This window comes from Oryzibacter oryziterrae (assembly GCF_021864535.1).
Classification (GTDB): Bacteria; Pseudomonadota; Alphaproteobacteria; order Rhizobiales; family Pleomorphomonadaceae; genus Pleomorphomonas; species Pleomorphomonas oryziterrae.
Genome location: NZ_JAKJIC010000011.1, coordinates 73,872 through 92,345 on the forward strand (window position 1 = coordinate 73,872; position 18,474 = coordinate 92,345).

The 18,474-nt window shown below is 62.2% G+C and carries 15 protein-coding genes and 1 pseudogene; 8 read left to right on the top strand and 8 right to left on the bottom strand.

All coding sequences use genetic code 11. The annotated features are described in order from the left end of the window. Positions 1-84: 84 nt before the first annotated feature. Together L2I41_RS13090 and L2I41_RS13095 are read right to left on the bottom strand one after the other, a co-directional pair. Entirely contained in the window at positions 85-570 is a 486-nt protein-coding gene (locus L2I41_RS13090; protein ID WP_237154017.1) for a hypothetical protein, read from the bottom strand. A gap of 76 nt (positions 571-646) precedes the next feature. Beyond that, on the bottom strand, positions 647-1,801 hold the full coding sequence (locus L2I41_RS13095) for a pyridoxal phosphate-dependent aminotransferase (protein WP_237154018.1): 1,155 nt from the start codon (positions 1,799-1,801) through the stop codon (positions 647-649). Between the two features lie 299 nt (positions 1,802-2,100). Here L2I41_RS13095 and L2I41_RS13100 point away from each other — a divergent pair, with 299 nt between their 5' ends. The 5 genes from L2I41_RS13100 (at position 2,101) to accC (ending at position 6,746) form a co-directional block, all read left to right on the top strand. Continuing rightward, entirely contained in the window at positions 2,101-3,450 is a 1,350-nt protein-coding gene (locus tag L2I41_RS13100) for a M48 family metalloprotease (RefSeq protein WP_237154019.1), read from the top strand. A gap of 25 nt (positions 3,451-3,475) precedes the next feature. Further along, the gene (locus tag L2I41_RS13105) at positions 3,476-4,240 is read left to right on the top strand and encodes a DsbA family protein (protein ID WP_237154020.1); all 765 of its coding nucleotides are present in this window, start codon (positions 3,476-3,478) and stop codon (positions 4,238-4,240) included. Positions 4,241-4,406: 166 nt separating this feature from the next. Then, entirely contained in the window at positions 4,407-4,850 is a 444-nt protein-coding gene (gene aroQ / locus L2I41_RS13110) for a type II 3-dehydroquinate dehydratase (protein WP_237154021.1), read from the top strand. Positions 4,851-4,875: 25 nt separating this feature from the next. Further along, positions 4,876-5,385 (top strand): acetyl-CoA carboxylase biotin carboxyl carrier protein, encoded by a 510-nt coding sequence (gene accB / locus L2I41_RS13115; RefSeq protein WP_237154022.1) that lies wholly within the window; start codon positions 4,876-4,878, stop codon positions 5,383-5,385. An 8-nt stretch (positions 5,386-5,393) separates the two neighbouring features. Continuing rightward, positions 5,394-6,746: an acetyl-CoA carboxylase biotin carboxylase subunit gene (gene accC / locus L2I41_RS13120; protein WP_237154023.1), complete on the top strand. Its 1,353-nt coding sequence runs from the start codon at positions 5,394-5,396 to the stop codon at positions 6,744-6,746. A 45-nt stretch (positions 6,747-6,791) separates the two neighbouring features. On the opposite strand, the gene L2I41_RS13125 is transcribed toward accC, so the two are convergent. After that, positions 6,792-7,961 carry a GNAT family N-acetyltransferase gene (locus tag L2I41_RS13125; RefSeq protein ID WP_237154024.1) on the bottom strand — a complete coding sequence of 390 codons (1,170 nt, stop codon included), beginning with the start codon at positions 7,959-7,961 and terminating at the stop codon, positions 6,792-6,794. A gap of 160 nt (positions 7,962-8,121) precedes the next feature. Between L2I41_RS13125 and aat the strand changes: the two genes are divergently transcribed. Further along, on the top strand, positions 8,122-8,796 hold the full coding sequence (gene aat / locus L2I41_RS13130) for a leucyl/phenylalanyl-tRNA--protein transferase (RefSeq protein WP_237154025.1): 675 nt from the start codon (positions 8,122-8,124) through the stop codon (positions 8,794-8,796). Positions 8,797-8,853: 57 nt separating this feature from the next. On the opposite strand, the gene L2I41_RS13135 is transcribed toward aat, so the two are convergent. The 4 genes from L2I41_RS13135 to L2I41_RS13150 all read right to left on the bottom strand — a co-directional run bounded on the left by L2I41_RS13135 (position 8,854) and on the right by L2I41_RS13150 (position 11,906). Next, entirely contained in the window at positions 8,854-9,504 is a 651-nt protein-coding gene (locus tag L2I41_RS13135) for a DUF2155 domain-containing protein (RefSeq protein ID WP_237154026.1), read from the bottom strand. Between the two features lie 108 nt (positions 9,505-9,612). Then, positions 9,613-10,557, bottom strand: a complete 945-nt coding sequence (locus L2I41_RS13140; protein ID WP_237154027.1) for a nucleoside hydrolase — start codon at positions 10,555-10,557, stop codon at positions 9,613-9,615. Positions 10,558-10,656: 99 nt separating this feature from the next. After that, positions 10,657-11,043, bottom strand: a complete 387-nt coding sequence (locus L2I41_RS13145) for an NADH:ubiquinone oxidoreductase subunit NDUFA12 (protein WP_237154028.1) — start codon at positions 11,041-11,043, stop codon at positions 10,657-10,659. Positions 11,044-11,171: 128 nt separating this feature from the next. Then, positions 11,172-11,906, bottom strand: a complete 735-nt coding sequence (locus tag L2I41_RS13150) for a response regulator (protein WP_237154029.1) — start codon at positions 11,904-11,906, stop codon at positions 11,172-11,174. Between the two features lie 662 nt (positions 11,907-12,568). Here L2I41_RS13150 and L2I41_RS13155 point away from each other — a divergent pair. Continuing rightward, a complete protein-coding gene (locus tag L2I41_RS13155) occupies positions 12,569-16,270 on the top strand; it encodes a vitamin B12-dependent ribonucleotide reductase (protein WP_237154030.1) in 3,702 nt (1,233 codons plus the stop codon). A 700-nt stretch (positions 16,271-16,970) separates the two neighbouring features. On the opposite strand, the pseudogene L2I41_RS13160 reads toward L2I41_RS13155, so the two are convergent. Further along, positions 16,971-17,124 (bottom strand): annotated as a pseudogene (locus L2I41_RS13160) (transposase); the annotation flags it as partial. Positions 17,125-17,507: 383 nt separating this feature from the next. On the opposite strand from L2I41_RS13160, the gene L2I41_RS13165 reads away from it, so the two are divergent. Continuing rightward, positions 17,508-18,299 (top strand): response regulator, encoded by a 792-nt coding sequence (locus L2I41_RS13165; RefSeq protein WP_237154031.1) that lies wholly within the window; start codon positions 17,508-17,510, stop codon positions 18,297-18,299. Positions 18,300-18,474 lie beyond the last annotated feature (175 nt).

The window sequence follows — 18,474 nt, forward strand, 5'->3', positions numbered from 1 at the left end:
GATCGCACCACGATCCGCCGGCTTGCTTTTTGAGGTGTCGGTGATTGGCGCTGCCCCGGAGGGAGGCCGCTTCGAGCCCTGTCGCTATCGGACAGTGCAGCCGCTGACGAAGAACATCGTCTTGTCAAAGGCGAACCAGCCGTGACCGCTCATGTCGACGCGGACGGTGGTGACCGTGATGGGCGGGAAACGGATGGTCAGCGGGTCCATGATGGTCCCCTGCCCTGTGATGGGCCTGACTATGTCGGCCTCGCGCAGGTCGACGATGGTCTTCCACGCGCCGTTGGTCTGGCGCATGGAGATCTTGATCCTGGAGCCGACCGTGGTGATGTCCGTGCCGGCCAACCCCAGATAGACGCCAAAAATGGAAGCGGGCTTGTTCAACACCCGCTGCATCCAGGCGCCGCCATTGGCGGCATTGGACCAGTTGCCGCCCTGAAGCGGATCACCGGTTATATTGGAGACGCTGTCGTAGGTCGTTGTTCCGTTGAGAGCGTCACACGCATTTGCCGCGCCGGCAGACAGGACACCGACTGCCGCGGCAACCATCAGGCTGACCATTGTTTTCATGAAGACAATCCATCGGAAGATTAACAATTTCCGAAGATAGATTGTAACCAATGGAATATCTACAATCCTGATGCATCTACTGGTTGTTCAGCCACCCTTCCAGCCGGTCGCAGGCGTCGGCGATGGCTTCGTGGCGGCCGGCGAAGGAGAAGCGCAGGTAGCGGGCACCGCGTTCGGTGTCGAAGTCGAGGCCGGGCGTTGCGGCGACACCGGCTTCCAGCAGCATGCGGCGAGCAAAATCCAGGCTGTCGTTGGTGAAACGGCCGACGTCGGCGTAGAAATAGAAGGCGCCATCGACGGGCAGGAAGCGGTCGAAGCCGATCCTGGGCAAGCGGTCGAGCAGCAGCGCGCGATTGCGTGCGTATCCGGCCTTGACGGCCTCGAGCTCATCGGTGGCCTCGAAGGCGCCGAGGGCGGCGCGCTGGGAGAGTTCGGAAGCCGAGATGAAGAGGTTCTGGGCGATGCGCTCCACCGGGCGAACCAGCGCCTCGGGCAGCACCATCCAACCGATGCGCCAGCCGGTCATGCAGTAGTATTTGGAGAAGGAGTTGACGACCACCATGTCGTCGCCGAACTCAAGCGCGGTGGCTTCGACCCCTTCGTAGACGAGGCCATGATAGATCTCGTCCATGACCAGGGCGATGTCCATGCCGCGGCAGGCAAGCACCAGATCGCGGATGCCGTCGCGCGTCATCATGGTGCCGGACGGATTGGCGGGACTGGCGACGACGAGACCCGCCAGCGGCTTTTCAGCATGGACCCGTTCGATGATTTCGGGAGTTGCCTGCCAGCGCGTTGCCTCCGTGGTGGGGATCTCCACCACTTCCAGGCCAAGGGCCGTGAGGATGTTGCGATAGGCCGGATAGCCCGGCGTCGGCAGGCCCACGCGATCCCCCGGATCGAACAGGGCGAGGAAGGCGAGGTTGAAGGCGCCGGAGGAGCCGGCGGTCACGGCGACACGCTCGGCGGGCACATTGACACCATAGCGGTCGGCATAGTGGCGGGCGATGCGGCTGCGCAGGTCCGGCAGGCCGAGCGCTTCGGTATAGCCGATCCGGCCGCGGGCCAGAGCTGCTTCAGCGGCAGCCTTCACGGCGGCAGGGACGGGCGCACCAGGCTCGCCGAGTTCCATGTGCACCACCGAGCGCCCTTCCCGCTCGAGGCGGTTGGCCGACGCCAGAACGTCCATGGCGATGAACGGCTGCACATTGCCCCGCCGAGACTGCCTCATGTTGCTGTCCTTCCCTGTTCCGACCCCGGATAACCTCAATACTGCCGAAATTGGCCGGCATGGCTAGTGGAGCGACTTTGACATTTGAGTCCCGGATGACATCGGCCTCGCGCTCAAATGTCAAAGTCTAAAGCTCCACTAGAAACAGTGACTTGCTAGTGGTTCTCATGATTCTGACATTTGCTCGACGGGTGGTATCAGGCGTATGCAAATGTCAGAATCGAACCACTAGTGTGGGGGCGCTTGCCGTTTATCAGGCAAAATGCTTTGTGACGAGGGTGGTTTGTCGGGGGAGCAAGATGACGCGACGTCTGCGGCGATCTCTGGTGGCGGGTTTGACAGTGGCGGCGTTGGCGTTCAACGCCCTTGCACCGGCGATGGCGGCCGAACGGACGGCGCTGCTGCGTGACGCCGAAGCCGAGACGCTGATCGGCGATTTCGCGCGGCCGATCCTCAAGGCGGCGGGGCTCGGTGCGGCCAGCATTCAGGTGCGCATCGTCGACGATCCCATGTTCAACGCCTTTGTCGCTGACAGCCGGCACATCTACATCAACTCCGGCGCCCTGCTCGACTGCAAGACGCCGAATGAAATCATCGGCGTGATCGCCCACGAAACGGGGCACCTGGCTGCCAACCATCTGTCGCAGCTGCGCAAGGAGATCTCGCGCATGCAGATCCTGTCGGCGATCGCCATGATCGGCGGTGCTGCGGCCGGCATCGCCAGTGGAAACGGCAGGGCGGGTGTGGCGGCGGCCATGGGCGGCATGCAGATCGGACAACGCAGTCTCTTGTCCTATGCGCGCGAGCAGGAGACTTCCGCGGACATGGCCGGCCTCAAGTTCCTGGACAAGACCGGACAATCGGCCAATGGCATGCTGGAGACCTTCAAGCGCCTCGCCGACCAGCAGCTGTTTTCCGCCGGCGGATCGGATCCTTACATCCAGACGCACCCGATGCCGGCGGACCGTATCGCGCAGATCGACGAGGCGGCGCGCAAGTCGAAGTATTTCGGCAAGGCCGACAGCCCGGACCTGCAGGCGCGCTACGATCTGGTGCGCGCCAAGTTCCTCGGCTTCACCGCCAGCCCCCAGCAGATCAACCGGCAATATCCGACGACGGATACCAGCCTGCCGGCACGCTATGCACGCGCCATCATGACCTATCGCTATGCCGACCCGGCGTCGGCCACGGCGCGCGTGGATGATCTCATCGAGTCAGCGCCGAACAATCCCTATTTCTGGGAGTTGAAGGGGCAGATCCTGCTGGAGACCGGCAGCCCGGCCAAGGCGGTCGAGCCGCTCAAGAAGGCCGTGTCGCTGGCGCCCAACGCCGGCCTGATCCGTGTGCTCTACGGGCAGGCGCTGATAGGCACCGGCAGCGACAGGCTTGTTCCCGAAGCCATCGCCGCGCTCACCAAGGGCATCGGCGACGATCCCGACCAGCCCATCGGCTATCGGCAGCTGGCGATCGCCTATGCCAAGACGGGCGATACCGCCATGGCCGATCTTGCGACCGCGCAAGGCAGCTTTGCCGTCGGCGACATCAAGGCGGCCAAGCAATATGCCCTGCGCGCTCAAGGAAAATTGAAGGTCGGCTCCCCTGGCTGGCTACGCGCCGACGACATCATCACGTATAAAGTACGTAACTGACCTTTTCCCGAAACTGGAGATTCGGATGCGCCTTCGCTTTGCCCAACGCCTTGCCGCTCTTTTCATTGCCGGCGCAGCTCTCACCGTCCCGGCCATGGCCGGCGGATTCAACGACGCCCAGAAGTCGGAAATCGGCGACGTGGTGAAGGCCTACATCATGGCCCACCCGGAGGTCATCCAGGACGCGCTCGACGCGCTTGAGCAGAAGAAGCAGCAGGACGCGGCGGCGGCGCAGTCGAAGACCATCGCTTCGCTCAAGGACACCATCTATGCCTCCAAGCGGCAGGCGGTGCTGGGCGATCCCAAGGCGCCGATCACGCTCGTCGAGTTCTTCGACTACAACTGCGGCTACTGCAAGCGCGCTCTCTCCGACACCCGCGCCATGCTGGACCACGACAAGGACGTGAAGATCGTCCTCAAGGAGTTTCCGATCCTCGGGCCCGGTTCGGTGGAAGCGGCGAAGGTGGCAGCTGCCGTCAACATCGTCGATCCGGCCAAGTATGAAGCCTTCCACTTCGAGCTGCTCGGCGCCAAGGGCCAGGCGGACGAGAAGCGCGCCCTCGATGCCGCCGCCAAGGTGGGTGTCGACGTTGCCGCGCTCAAGCAGAAGATTGACGATCCGGAGATCGCCAACACCATCCAGGAAGCCTATGCCCTGGCCCAGAAGCTCGACATTTCCGGCACGCCGACCTACGTGATCGGCGAAGAAGTGGTGTTCGGCGCCGTGGGAATCGATGAGCTGACGCAGAAGGTGGCGTCCATGCGCAGCTGCGGCAAGGCCACCTGCTGAGCCGACTGGCCGGAAAAACGACAAATGCAGGCATCCCCGGGCCACAGGACCGGGGATGTTTCACATCTGGGCTCTTTTTTTCAGTTCGGCAAATGCCTATAAGGAAGCCGACCGTCGGGGGCGAACCCCGGCGAAACACAATGCGTAGAAGCTGGAACCGCCGCCATTGACCCTTGAAGTGTTCATCCTGAACGGTCCAAACCTGAACCTTCTCGGAACGCGGGAACCCGGCGTCTATGGAACCCTGACCCTTGCGGACATCGAAGCCTCCTGCCGTGCCAAGGCAGCCGAGGTCGGGTTTGGCGAGGTTGAGTTCCACCAGAGCAATCACGAGGGACAGCTCATTGACTGGATCCACGAGGCAGGCCGCCGCAAGGCGGGCGTCGTGATCAATCCAGGAGCTTATACCCACACGTCGATTGCCTTGCATGATGCGATCAAGGGAACCGGTGTTCCGCTGATCGAAGTCCACATATCCAACGTCCATGCGCGTGAGAGTTTCCGGCATCATTCCTATGTGTCGCCTGTGGCGGCGGGAGTGATCGTCGGGCTTGGCCCCCGCGGCTACACGCTCGCGCTCGAAGCCCTTGCCGAGATCATGTCCAAGTGACCGGCAACCTTACCGGTGAGAACCGATGCCCCAGAACCCGATTGACTACGAACTGATCCGCCAGCTTGCCACGATCCTCGACGAGACCGATCTCACCGAGATCGAAGTCGAACACGACAAGCTGAAGATCCGCGTGGCCCGTACGGCCGCCGCTCCTGCGCCCCAGCAGGCGTTTGCACCCTGGGCCTATCCGGCGATGCCGCCCATGGGCGCTGCCGCCCCGGCTCCGGTTGCCGCTCCCGTTGCTGCTGCGCCCGCCGCCGTGGCCGCTGCCCCGGCTGCCGCCGATCCGGCCAGCCACCCGGGTGTGGTGCCCTCGCCGATGGTCGGCACGGCCTATCGCGCGCCGGAGCCCGGCGCCAAGAACTTCATCGAGGTGGGCGATACGGTCAAGGAAGGCCAGACCGTGCTCATCATCGAGGCCATGAAGCACCTCAACCAGATCCAGGCGCCGCGCTCGGGCAAGGTGACCGCCATCCTGGTGGAGAATGCACAGCCGGTGGAATTCGGCGAACCCTTGCTGATCATCGAGTGAACGCTCAGATGTTCGAGAAAATCCTCATCGCCAATCGCGGCGAAATCGCCCTTCGGGTGCTGCGCGCCTGCAAGGAGCTTGGCATCAAGACGGTGGCGATCCATTCGACCGCCGACGCCAATGCCATGCACGTGCGGCTCGCCGACGAGTCGGTCTGCATCGGGCCGCCACCGGTCCGGGACAGCTATCTCAACATCCCCAACATTCTCGCCGCTTGCGAGATCACCGGGGCCGAGGCTGTCCATCCGGGTTATGGCTTTCTCAGCGAGAACGCCCGCTTTGCCGACATCCTGACTGCCCACGGCGTGACCTTCATCGGCCCGACCGCCGATCACATCCGCATCATGGGCGACAAGATCGAAGCCAAGGCGACCGCAAAGCGCCTGGGCATCCCGGTCGTGCCCGGCTCGGACGGAGCCGTGACCACCGACGAGGACGCCCATCGCATCGCCGCCGAGATCGGCTATCCGGTGCTGGTAAAGGCTTCGGCCGGTGGTGGCGGGCGCGGCATGCGCGTGGCGCTCGACGCTTCGGAAATGTCCGGCGCCTTGTCCGCTGCCCGCTCGGAAGCCAAGAACGCCTTCGGCGACGACAGCGTCTATATCGAGAAGTATCTGCTCAAGCCGCGGCACATCGAAGTGCAGGTGCTGGGCGACGGCCAGGGCAATGCGGTTCACCTTGGTGAGCGCGACTGCTCGCTGCAGCGCCGTCACCAGAAGGTGCTGGAAGAGGCCCGCTCCCCTGCCCTCGACGACGCAGCCCGCGAACGCATCGGCGGCATCGTCGCCCGCGCCATGGCGGAACTGAACTATCGCGGCGTCGGCACGATCGAGTTCCTCTATGAGGACGGCGAGTTCTATTTCATCGAAATGAACACCCGCCTGCAGGTGGAACATCCCGTGACCGAGATGATCACCGGCATCGATCTGGTCAACGAGCAGATCAAGGTCGCCAACGGTCAGGCCCTGACGTTCCGGCAGTCGGACGTGCATTTCAATGGCCATGCCATCGAGTGCCGCATCAACGCCGAGAATCCCGCCACCTTTGCGCCCTCGCCGGGCAAGATCACCTACTGGCATCCGCCGGGCGGTCTCGGCGTGCGAGTCGATAGCGGCGTCTATCAGGGCTATACGATCCCGCCCTATTACGACAGCATGATCGGCAAGCTGATCGTGCACGGTCGCAGCCGCGCCGAGTGCCTGATGCGCATGCAGCGCTGCCTCGACGAGTTCGTGGTGGACGGCATCCAGTCGACCATTCCGCTGTTCAAGCATCTGCTCGCCCAGCAGGACATCATCGACGGCAATTACGACATCCACTGGCTGGAAAAGTGGTTGGCCACCAATCCTTTCCAGGCGTGACTAGAGGCGGGGGCAACCCCGCCTTCTTCATTTTGGCGGCATTGCTCAATGGGTGGCGGGTGCGCCAAACAGACCGGCCAAGGCCGCCTGGAACTGATCCTGTACCGAGCGGGCGGCATGCAGGCCTTCGTCGACGGTATGGCGGGCCTTGCGCAGCGTGTCGCTTGCGAAGCGACGGGCCTTCAGCATGGCGACATAGGCTGTGCCTGACAGGCTGAGCGGTTCCAGCACCTCGACCAATGGCTCGGTCATCACGCCGAAGCTATGCTTGTAGCTCTCCGTGCCAATGGTGAAGTCGAACACCTTCAGGTCTTGCCTGCAGGCCCATTCGATGGCGCTCTCCACGGCGAGCAAGCCGGGGGACCAGTTCTTCCAGGGCTCCGCATGGGCCATCATCAACAGCTGGAAGCTGTCACCGACCACGGTGCCGAAGCAGCCGGAAATGAGTTCGCCATCGAGGCGCAGGCAGCCGAGACGGGCGATATCGGGTTGACGGCAGAGCGCATGGTAGAACTTGCGATCGATGCCGGCCTTCTCCGGTGAGTTTTCACCGGCAAAGCGGGTCTCGCGCCAGTTCAGGATCTGATCGAGAGCGAAGAGGTCATTGTTGGCGGGTTCGAATGCGAATTCCAGCCTGCCCTTGTTCTCGAGCTTGCGCCGCTTGCGGGCCAATGAACGCATGCAGGTGCCATCGAAACGGTTCTCGCGCAGCACCTCGAAGGGGGCATCCAGCAGCAGGGGGTGGCGATTGAAGCGAGACGGCCGGGTGCTTGTGAGGTCGACGAAAGGATTGCGGGCGCCGGCGATGAGCTTGGGGCACTTCTCGATAACCAGGACATCGGCGGTCGGCAGATGCTTCAGCAGACGATGCCAGAGAGCGCTGAACTCTGTCGGCGTCGGATTGAAGCTGGGAGAGATCATCGGCGCCTGATAATCGGTAACGCCGCGATCGGGCAACGTCAGGAACTTGAGGCCGTCGCGCTCTTCGTAGACGAGCGGCAGAATGAAAACGGGCAAGCCGGTCGCTGCGCTGCGGATCATCGCCACATGGCAGTCGTCATCATGCAGGGGCAGGAAGGTCTGAAACCAGGCTTCGAGCCAGGCGCGGTGCTGGAACGGCGAGCGGAGCAGTTCGCTGGTGTCGGTCCGGAACTGTGCCGCCACCGACTTGACATCGGACACAACGGAAACTGTGTATTCGGACTTGCGCCCCATTCGCTGGCCTCTTGCGCCCCGATTGCTGCTTGGGCACATGCTATTTGCGGCGCGTGAGGAAAGGGTTTATTCGCAGGACAAGCATGGAGGCTTGGTTTGCCGGTGGTAAACGGATTCCGTGCAATTGGACCGATCGCGGCCACCGGGATGGATTTTGAACATGGCCAACAGGGCTTCGTCCAACACGACGCTGACCGCAGACATTCTGCTGAAGGCCTATGCGGTGGGCATGTTCCCCATGGCGGAAGACGCCGATGACCCGAACCTGTTCTGGGTGGAGCCGGAATGGCGAGGGGTGATCCCGCTGGATGGCTTTCATGCCGGCAAGCGCCTTTGCCGGACGATCCGTCAGGATCATTTTGACGTGCGGGTCGACACCGATTTTGAAGGGGTGATCAGCGGCTGCGCCGCCCCCGCCCCCGGCCGGACACGCACCTGGATCAACAGCACCATCCGCCGGCTCTATGGCGAACTGTTTCAGCGGGGCCATTGCCACACCGTGGAAAGCTGGCACGAGGGGCGACTGGTGGGGGGGCTCTATGGCGTGTCGATCGGCGGCGCCTTCTTTGGGGAGAGCATGTTCTCCTTCGAGACCGATGCCTCCAAGGTCGCCCTCGCCCATCTGGTTGGCCGCCTGCGCGCCGGCGGCTATCGCCTGCTCGACACGCAGTTCGTGACAGACCATCTCGCCCGCTTTGGTGGCGCAGAGATCCCGAAGGTCATCTATGCCAAGCAGCTAGCTGCCGCCATACGAAGCGATGGGGATTTTCATGCCCTGGGAGACAGCGTGAGCGGCGTCGAGCTGATGAAGTGGTTGCCGCAGGCCGGCGATTGATCGAGCCGCCGGCGAGCCCTTGCAGGGCGCGGCTGTCAGCGTCCCGAGGACGCTGGATCAATCGAGGATCTGGCCTGCAGTGGCGGGGTCGGCAGCCGGGTCGGCGCCGGTGTCCGGAGCAACCGTCTCTTCCGACGGTGCGTTCGGATCGGTGCTGTCGATCATGGCGGGCACGGCCGGCTTCAGCGGCGGGACGGGAATGCCGCCCACCAGCGTCAGGTTGACCTCGCCACCGCCGGCGGCACCCGCGGTCGCGCCGCCTGCAGGCTGCTCGGCTGTGGCGATGCGCGGCGTCTGCTGAGCGGAGGCGCTGGGTGGCGGTACGTCGCTGTCCATGCGGCAGTCGGTCAGCCAGACGTCATAGACCGGGTGCTCGACCGCATTGAGGCCCGGGCTGGAGGCAAACATCCAACCGTCGAAGATGCGCTTGACCTGCTTGTCGAGGGTGATCTCGTCGACCTGCACGAAACCGTCGGTATCGGCCGCCTCCGTCGCGGGACGGGTGTAGCAGACCTTGGGCGTGACGCGCAGCGCACCGAACTGCACCGTCTCGTCGATATAGACGTCGAAGGTGATGATTCGGCCGGTGATCTTGTCGAGGCCGGAGAAGACGGCGACCTTGTTGGCGATCTTGTCGGCGAGTGCTGGCCCGGCAAAGGCAGTCAGCAAGGTTGCAGACAGGACGGCAAGACGCAAGGAAGTCGACATGGGATCGGCGGTCCGGCTCAAGACATTCGGGTCATCGCCGCAGGTGCGGTGTCGATGCAAACGCACCAGACACCGCAAATGCGGCAAGCTGTTGGCACCGAGCGTTTATCAGGAGAGTTTGCGGAAAGCTTCCAGAATCAGCGCAAAAAAGCCGTCGGAATCCACTTTCGTGATCCATGTGGCGTTTTTCCGACGGTTGGTCACCGTCCAGCGATCGACAACCGTCTGGCCGAAGCAGAGGCCGGGCGTCGTCTCGATCTCGACGTTGACGAACTTGCCCTCGAAGAGTTCGGGCTTGAGCAGCCAGGCCACCGTGGTCGGGTCATGCAGCGGGCCGCCGTCGCTGCCGTACTTGTCCTCGTCATAGCGCTCGTAGAAGGACAGGAGGCCGGTGAAGGCTTCTGCTGCCTTGGTGCCCAGTGCCTTGAGCTCGGCCAGCCAGGCCTTCTTGATCAGGGCCTGGTGGGTGACATCGAGCGACATCACGACAATGTCGGCCCCGCAGGCGAAGACGCGCGCGGCGGCATGGGGATCGACATAGATGTTGAACTCGGCCGCCGGCGTGACATTGCCGCCCTCGATCTGGGCACCGCCCATCAGGACGATCTTGTCGATGCGCGAGGCGATGCGCGGCTCTTTCGCCAGCGCCAGAGCGATATTGGTGAGCGGCCCCAACGGGCACAGCGTGACGGTCTTCTCCGGGCGGCTCATGATCGTGTCGACGATCCAGTCCGGGCCGAACTCGGGACGCAGCTTGGTGACCGGGGCCGGGAAATCCCAGCCGTTGAGGCCGGTCTCGCCGTGAACATATTCGGCGGTTTCCAGGTGCACCATCAGCGGCGCGGCTGCGCCGGCAAACACGGGAATGTCGGTCCGGCCGACCAGTTCGATGAGCTTCAGCGCGTTGGCCGCGGTCTTGTCGAGACCGACGTTGCCGGCGACAGCGGTGATGCCGAGCACCTCAAGTTTCTCAGGAAAGCCGAGGGCGAGCATGATCGCCACGGCATCGTCCTGGCCGGGATCGGTATCGATGATGATGGAACGCGGCGACATTGCATGCTCCTCGAAAAGACAAACGGGACGAACCTCGGTCCGTCCCGCAACTCGGTGTCGAATGGGTCTGGAAATGCGGCTCAGAGAGCTGCGAACCGGTCAGGCGCCCGGCGTCCAGGCATCATAGTCGCCGGTCACGGACGGACGACTGGAGCCGGAAGCCATCGAGCCCTGGGGGCGATAGGCGGCAGCGGTGCCGGTCTGGTTCGGCTGATGCGGCTTCTGCCAGGCGCGTGGCTGATAGGCCTCGTCGACGGGCGGGGTGTCGACACGGTGATGCATCCAGCCATGCCAACCAGGGGGAATGCGCGACGCCTCGGCCTCGCCATTGTAGATCACCCAGCGACGCTTGCCGGTGCTGTCCTTGTAGTAGACGTTGCCAGCCTCGTCCTCGCCAACACGGATGCCCTTGCGCCAGGTGTAGAAGCGAGTCCCGATGGTCTGTCCGTTCCACCAGGTGAAAAGCTCAAGCAGGAGTTTCTTCATTTTGCCCTTACCGGTCCGCGCGGGTCGCACCGCACCATTTCGGGCGGACTATGGCGAGGCAATCGGGCGATGTCCAGAGTGCCGTGCGGAAAAAATCGGACTCGCAACAGTAAAGTCCGAACGCCGTCTCAAGCCGAGCGAAGAGCCGCGAAATGCATCGTCTTGGGCATGTTGCGCAGGGTTTCCTCTGGCGACTTGGGGCGGGCGGGCTGGTGAGCCACCTCCTCTTCCTTGTGCTTGAGGAAGGCGTCCCAACGTTCGGCATTGGATTCCACGGCCGGCTTGACCTTGTTGCGCAGCTTGGACGGGTCGGAGCCATCCTTGGGATAGGCATTCTGCAACTGCGCGGTGGCCGCCTTCATCCAGGCGGCGTTGCGGTCCTGTTGCATCTTCAGCTTCTCGGCCACGCCCTCGATCTCGAACAATCCCTTGGCGCCCAGCACGAACTGCCGGGCGTCGTTCTGCAGCCAGGTGATCCGGTCGATCAAGGCGGCTGGTGCGATAGGCTTGACCAGCAGGAGGCTGGCCCCTGCCCGCATCGCCTTTTCCAGCGTGTTGCGCGTGGCGTGGGCCGTGATGACGATCACCGGCACAAAGCAAAGCGGATCCATGAAACGGGCACGGATCATGCGCAGGAACTGGTAGCCGCCGATCTTGCCCATGCGCCAGTCGGTGAGGATGAGATTGGGCGGTTCGCGCAGCATGGCGTGCAGCGCGTCTTCCGCACTGTCGAACACACGGATGCGCTTGACCTTGAGGGCGATCAGAACCGAGCGGAGGATACCCTGCATGGGCTTGGAGTCGTCTATCACCACAACATCCAGTGCCTCATGGGGCATGGCAAAACAGGAGTGATAGGTCATGGCAGGGCTCTGACTTTGGGGGTGTGGAGACCAACCCGGAACACTTTTCCCGCGGCAGCCTTGTTGCCTCCTTCATACCCCCCGCGCACCCAATCCAACCTCAACGGAATTGATAAGATTGTAAGCAAACGGCTTTTTTCGATATCGGACGTCGCAGTGCTGGGCTGGGCGACATCACCACATATTGATTTTCCTATACGTCGATCCACTATATAATGATTTTTCAGGACCAAATCCCTGACTCTGGGCGCCACAGACGCCAACATGGGTCTTGCCACAGCCGGAAACGAATCAGTCAACGCGCAGGAAACCGCGGAGTTCCGGACAGTTGCCATTGAGAGGTCGCCGAATCGGTTCTCCGGCGAAGGATCGTCAAGAGCGTTTCCACCATGGGATGCGTAAATTTTGCGATTGGCGCCCTGAGCCGCGAAAGCCTGTTGATAGCCGCTGAAGGCTGGGGAAAAGGCGTTAAGACATAATTTACGGAATCGGCAGAACCCTACATGTAGGGGCCAGAGACCAGCGACGGACACAAGATGAAGTGATTTCCCGGATAAATCCTTCAGACTTGCGAAAACCGCAGAAAACGTGATTTGGACCTGATTTTTGCCGGCCAAGCCCGTCTTGGCACCGGTTACCTAGCTTGCTGAGGGACAGAAGACATGCGGATTGAACGGCGCTTCACCAGGGACGGCCAGTCTCCCTACGCGGACATCGAATTCCGTCTTGCCGTCAGCGAGATCAAGAATCCCGATGGCTCGGTGGTGTTCCGCGCCGCCGACATCCATGTCCCCGCGGCGTGGAGCCAGGTTGCCTCCGACATCCTGGCCCAGAAGTATTTCCGCAAGGCCGGCGTGCCTGCCGTCATGAAGAAGGTGGAAGAGAATTCCATTCCCTCGTGGCTGTGGCGTTCCGTGCCCGACGAGAAGAAGCTCGCCAAGCTGCCCGAGAAGGAGCGCTATGTGGGTGAGACCGACGCCCGCCAGGTGTTCGACCGTCTCGCCGGCACGTGGACCTATTGGGGCTGGAAGGCCGGCAATTTCTCGTCCGAGGCCGACGCCCGCGCCTTCTTCGACGAACTGCGCTACATGCTCGCCACCCAGCGCGTCGCTCCCAACTCGCCGCAGTGGTTCAACACTGGTCTGAACTGGGCCTATGGCATCGACGGCCCGAGCCAGGGCCATTTCTACGTCGACTACAAGACCGGCGAACTCAAGCGCTCGGAAACCGCTTACGAGCATCCGCAGCCGCACGCCTGCTTCATCCAGTCGGTCGAGGACGATCTCGTCAACGAAGGCGGCATCATGGACCTGTGGGTTCGCGAGGCACGCCTGTTCAAGTATGGCTCGGGCACCGGCTCGAACTTCTCCAAGCTGCGCGGCGAAGGCGAGAAGCTTTCGGGTGGCGGCCGCTCGTCGGGCCTGATGAGCTTCCTCAAGATCGGTGACCGCGCCGCCGGCGCCATCAAGTCGGGCGGCACCACGCGCCGCGCCGCCAAGATGGTGGTGGTCGACATCGACCATCCGGATATCGAGAGCTACATCAACTGGAAGGTCAAGGAAGAGCAGAAGGTGGCCGCGCTGGTCACGGGCTCGAAGGCCTGCTCCAAGCACCTGACCGCCATCATGACGGCCATCACGGCTGCCGAGGCAACCGGCGAAGACCGTTTCGACCCGCTGAAGAACCTTGGCCTCAAGCGCGAGATCCGCGCTGCCAAGAAGTCGCTGGTGCCGGAGAACTACATCCGCCGCGTCATCCAGTTCGCCAAGCAGGGCTACACCAAGATCGAGTTCCCCGTTTATGACACCGATTGGGACTCGGAAGCCTATCTCACTGTCGCCGGCCAGAATTCCAACAATTCGGTGCGCGTGACGGACGACTTCCTGCGCGCTGTCGAGACCGGTGGCAACTGGCACCTGACCGCCCGCAAGGACGGCAAGACCGTCAAGACGCTGGCCGCCAAGGACCTGTGGGAACAGATCGGCTATGCCGCCTGGGCCTCCGCCGATCCGGGCATCCAGTATCACACCACCATCAACGACTGGCACACCTGCCCGGCCTCGGGCGAAATCCGCGCGTCCAACCCCTGCTCGGAATACATGTTCCTGGACGACACGGCCTGCAACCTTGCGTCCGTGAACCTCCTGCCCTTCCGTGGCCAGGACGGCAAGTTCGACATCGCCGCCTTCGAGCATGCCTGCCGTCTGTGGACGGTGGTGCTGGAAGTGTCGGTGACCATGGCGCAGTTCCCCTCGCAGGCCATCGCCCAGCTCTCCTACGAGTATCGCACCCTCGGCCTCGGCTTTGCCAACATCGGCGGCCTGCTGATGACCTCCGGCATTGCCTATGACAGCGCCGAAGGGCGCGCCATCTGCGGCGCCATCTCGGCCATCATGACCGGCATTTCCTACGCCACGTCGGCAGAGATGGCCGCCGAACTCGGTGCCTTCCCCGGCTATGCCAAGAACGCCGAGCACATGCTGCGCGTCATCCGCAACCATCGCCGCGCCGCCCATGGCGAGTCGACCGGCTATGAAGCGCTGCGCACCGCACCGGTGCCGCTCGACCATGCCTCCTGCCCCGATCAGGACCTGATCACCGCCGCCCGCGCGGCCTGGGATCAGGCGCTGTCGCTCGGCGAGAAGCACGGCTATCGCAATGCGCAGGTGTCGGTGATCGCGCCGACGGGCACCATCGGCCTTGTCATGGACTGCGACACCACCGGCATCGAGCCCGACTTCGCGCTGGTGAAGTTCAAGAAGCTGGCCGGCGGCGGCTACTTCAAGATCATCAACCGTGCCGTTCCCGAGGCCCTGCGCACGCTCGGCTATTCGGAAGCCCAGATCGCCGAGATCGAGGCTTATGCGGTCGGTCACGGCTCGATCGCCCAGGCGCCGGCTGTCAACCCGACCTCGCTGCGCACCAAGGGCATGACCGACGCCGCCATCGAGAAGGTTCAGGGCGCGCTGAAGTCGGCCTTCGACATCAAGTTCGTCTTCAATCGCTGGACCATCGGCGACGAAGAGATGAAGGCGCTCGGCGTGTCGGACGCCGACCTCAACAGCCCGAGCTTCGACCTGCTGACGCACATGGGCTATTCCAAGGCCGACATCGAAGCCGCCAACACCCATGTGTGCGGAGCCATGACGCTGGAGGGCGCCCCCTTCCTCAAGGCCGAGCACCTGCCGGTGTTCGACTGCGCCAATCCCTGCGGCCGCACGGGCAAGCGCTTCCTGTCGGTGGAGAGCCACATCCGCATGATGGCGGCGGCGCAGCCCTTCATCTCGGGCGCCATCTCCAAGACCATCAACATGCCCAACGACGCCACCGTCGAGGATGCCAAGGAAGCCTACATGCTGTCTTGGCGTCTGGCGCTGAAGGCCAACGCGCTCTATCGCGACGGCTCCAAGCTGTCGCAGCCGCTCAACTCGCAGCTGCTCGCCGATGACGAGGACGATGCGGAAGACGCAGTCGAGGCGCTCGCCGCCATGTCGGCGTCGGCCAAGGCCACCGTCATCTCCGAGAAGATCGTCGAGCGCATCATCGAGAAGCACATTCGCGATCGCGAGCAGGAGAAGCTGCCGACCCGTCGCAAGGGCTATACCCAGAAGGCCAAGATCGGCGGTCACACGCTGTTCCTGCGCACCGGCGAGTATGATGACGGCCGCCTCGGCGAGATCTTCATCGACATGAACAAGGAAGGCTCGGCGCTGCGCGCCCTGCTCAACAACTTCGCCATCTCGGTGTCGCTCGGCCTGCAGTGGGGCGTGCCGCTGGAAGAATATGTGGACGCCTTCACCTTCACCCGCTTCGAACCGGCGGGCATGGTGCAGGGCAACGAGATGATCAAGAACGCCACGTCGATCCTCGACTATGTGTTCCGCGAACTCGCCGTCTCCTACCTGCAGCGCTACGAACTGGCGCATGTGGTGCCCGATGACCTGACCGCCGCCGGCCTTGCCGAGGGCGCCAAGGATCCGCGCGGCGCCGAGACCGCCGTCTCCAAGGGCCTCGTGCGCGGCAAGCAGCTGAAGCTCGTCTCGGGGGACGCCAAGAGCTCGGCCACGGCCGGCGCCACTGGCTCCAACGTCTCGGCATTTGCCGCTGCCCGCGGCTCGTCGGCCGTGTCGGCCATCGCCGGCAATACGGCCACGGCGCTGAAGCGGGACACCGAGGAAGCACCGGCGACAACGCCGACCGCCGGCAACACGCAGGCGCAGCCTGACTATGCCTATCGCGTGGCGCAGGCCCGCATGAAGGGCTATGAGGGCGAAAGCTGCAACGAGTGCGGCAACTTCACCATGGTGCGCAACGGCACCTGCCTGAAGTGCGACACCTGCGGCGGCACGAGCGGCTGCAGCTGACGCAAGCTTGGAACTGTTCCTGACGCGTCACTGTATGTGGCCGTTACCTCGCAAAAGATGCCGCACCCGGCTTCGGACGCGGTTTGAGAGGCAAGACTAGGCATAAACACTGACTGTCCGGGCACCCTCGCGGTGCCCGGATCCAATGAAGGGAACATTACGGAAACAAAGGTGCCAATGCCGACGGAAGTCGAGTTTCAGTGCCTCACCTGCGGGCATCGCTTCCAAGACGAAGTTCGAGAGCTTGAGCGCCAACGTCAGGCAAGGTCACAGACTTTAGTTACTACATGGAGACAAAGCATGTTAGATCCTAACTGGGAGGCACTATTTTCTGAAATAAGGCAGCGCTTCAGAGAACTTTCAAGTAGTGAATCCCGGCAAGAGAAATTCTTGTCTCATGTTCGAAACCTCGTTACATGGGAGAATGATCCCATGGATTATCCAGATGTTGATGCCGATTTTCCAGAAGATATCTATGTCTCATATGCGGTTTGCCACCCTGACTGCGGAACTCGCGAATTAATCGTGGACGGAAGAACTCAAGAATGTCAAAGGTGCGGCCGATTGATGTATAGGGTGGCTACTCATCAATACATTAGGGCTACGGAGCAAGAAACTAAGCCATCTGATACTTTATGATTATTCAGAATGACACGGACTCTCGGGCCAATCTTCGAATGATGAGGAAGGCCAGCGCCATCTAGAAGAGCGTCAGCGCAGAAGCGATCGTTCGCTCGAAGTCCTTTGCGAGGCGGCGCGCGGTTTGTCCATCCAAAGGTGCGCTCGATGACCCATCTCTTCGGCAGAACCTTGAAGCCTTTGATTTCCTTGTCTGTTCTCTCGACGACTTCGATGCCAAGCATCCGGCGAAGGCCGCACTGACTTTCACGCAGCTTGTGCCGTTGGAGCTGTCCTTTTCCCGTTCAAGGGCAGCAACTCAGCTGTCTGCTCCTTCAGGGAGGGCAGACTCTACATTATGGCGAGGGACTGCCAGGGGGGGCAGGTCAATGACGTTGACCTTTCCCGGTCAGAGCCCACACAAACAGCCTGCGCCCTCGCTAAAATCAAAAATTGAAAAAACCAAGTCCACATCTTCAGGTAAATAATACCCATCGACAATTTCAAAGATGTCAAATATTGCATCAGCTGAAAATTAATTCATTGATGTGCATATATCATCCCAGCGCCTTAAGTGGGGGATCGGGTTCTCGATCGGTGTGCGCATGGGTAAAGTCTGATGACGGAAGCCGCAGTTAACATTCTGATTGCCGATGACTCGCAGTTCATTTGTACCTTCATCGGGCGAGCGCTGGCGCGGCTTGGACGCAAGTTGGACATTGCACTGGCCAAGGATGGTCATGAAGCCGTGCAGATGCTGAATACCCGCAAGTTCGACGTTGCCTTCGTCGACATCAACATGCCGCAGTTCTCGGGCGTGGGCGTGATGGCGGCCGTGCAGATGCTGAACCAGCGGACGCTGTGCATCTCCATGTCGGATCGGCTGGACGAAGAGACCGAGAAGAAGCTGAAGTCGTTCGGTGCCTATGACTTCATGCCCAAGCCTTTCACCGAAGCGCAAGTGCAGCGCGCCGTTGAACTGCATGACCTGATCAACACCACATTCGAGGTGCTGGTGGTCGATGACTCGGCCACCGTCCGCAGGATCGTGACCAAGGTGCTCACCCGCAGCATCTTCAGCCTGAACCTGACGGAAGCCGGTAGCGGCAACGAGGCAATTGCGCATGTGAAGACCAAGTCTTTTCGCCTGATCTTCTCGGACTTCAACATGCCCGGCATGACCGGCATCGAAATGGCGCAGGAGATCAGTCGGTTGAGCCGCGCGGCGGATATCGTGCTGATGTCCACGGAGTTCTCTGCCGTGCTTGACGACGCAGCCCGCAACGTGGGAGCTCGCGCTTTCCTGCGCAAACCCTTCTTCCCGGAAGACGTGGACTCGATCCTGCACCACGTGTTCGGCCTCCCCTGCCCGCGCTTCTCCAAGCAGGTGCGCCTGTTCGCCACCACTTGATGCCAACTCTGCCCGAGATGATGACGCATCAGCTCAACGCCGATATTTCGAATTTCTCATCTGCATCAAGAGCATGAGACATTCGAAAGCGGGATGCCGAGAGTCATTTTCAATGACACTCGGTATGAGTGACCAGACGTCGTTCGCGTCAGGCCATTTGGCTCGGACATGGCAC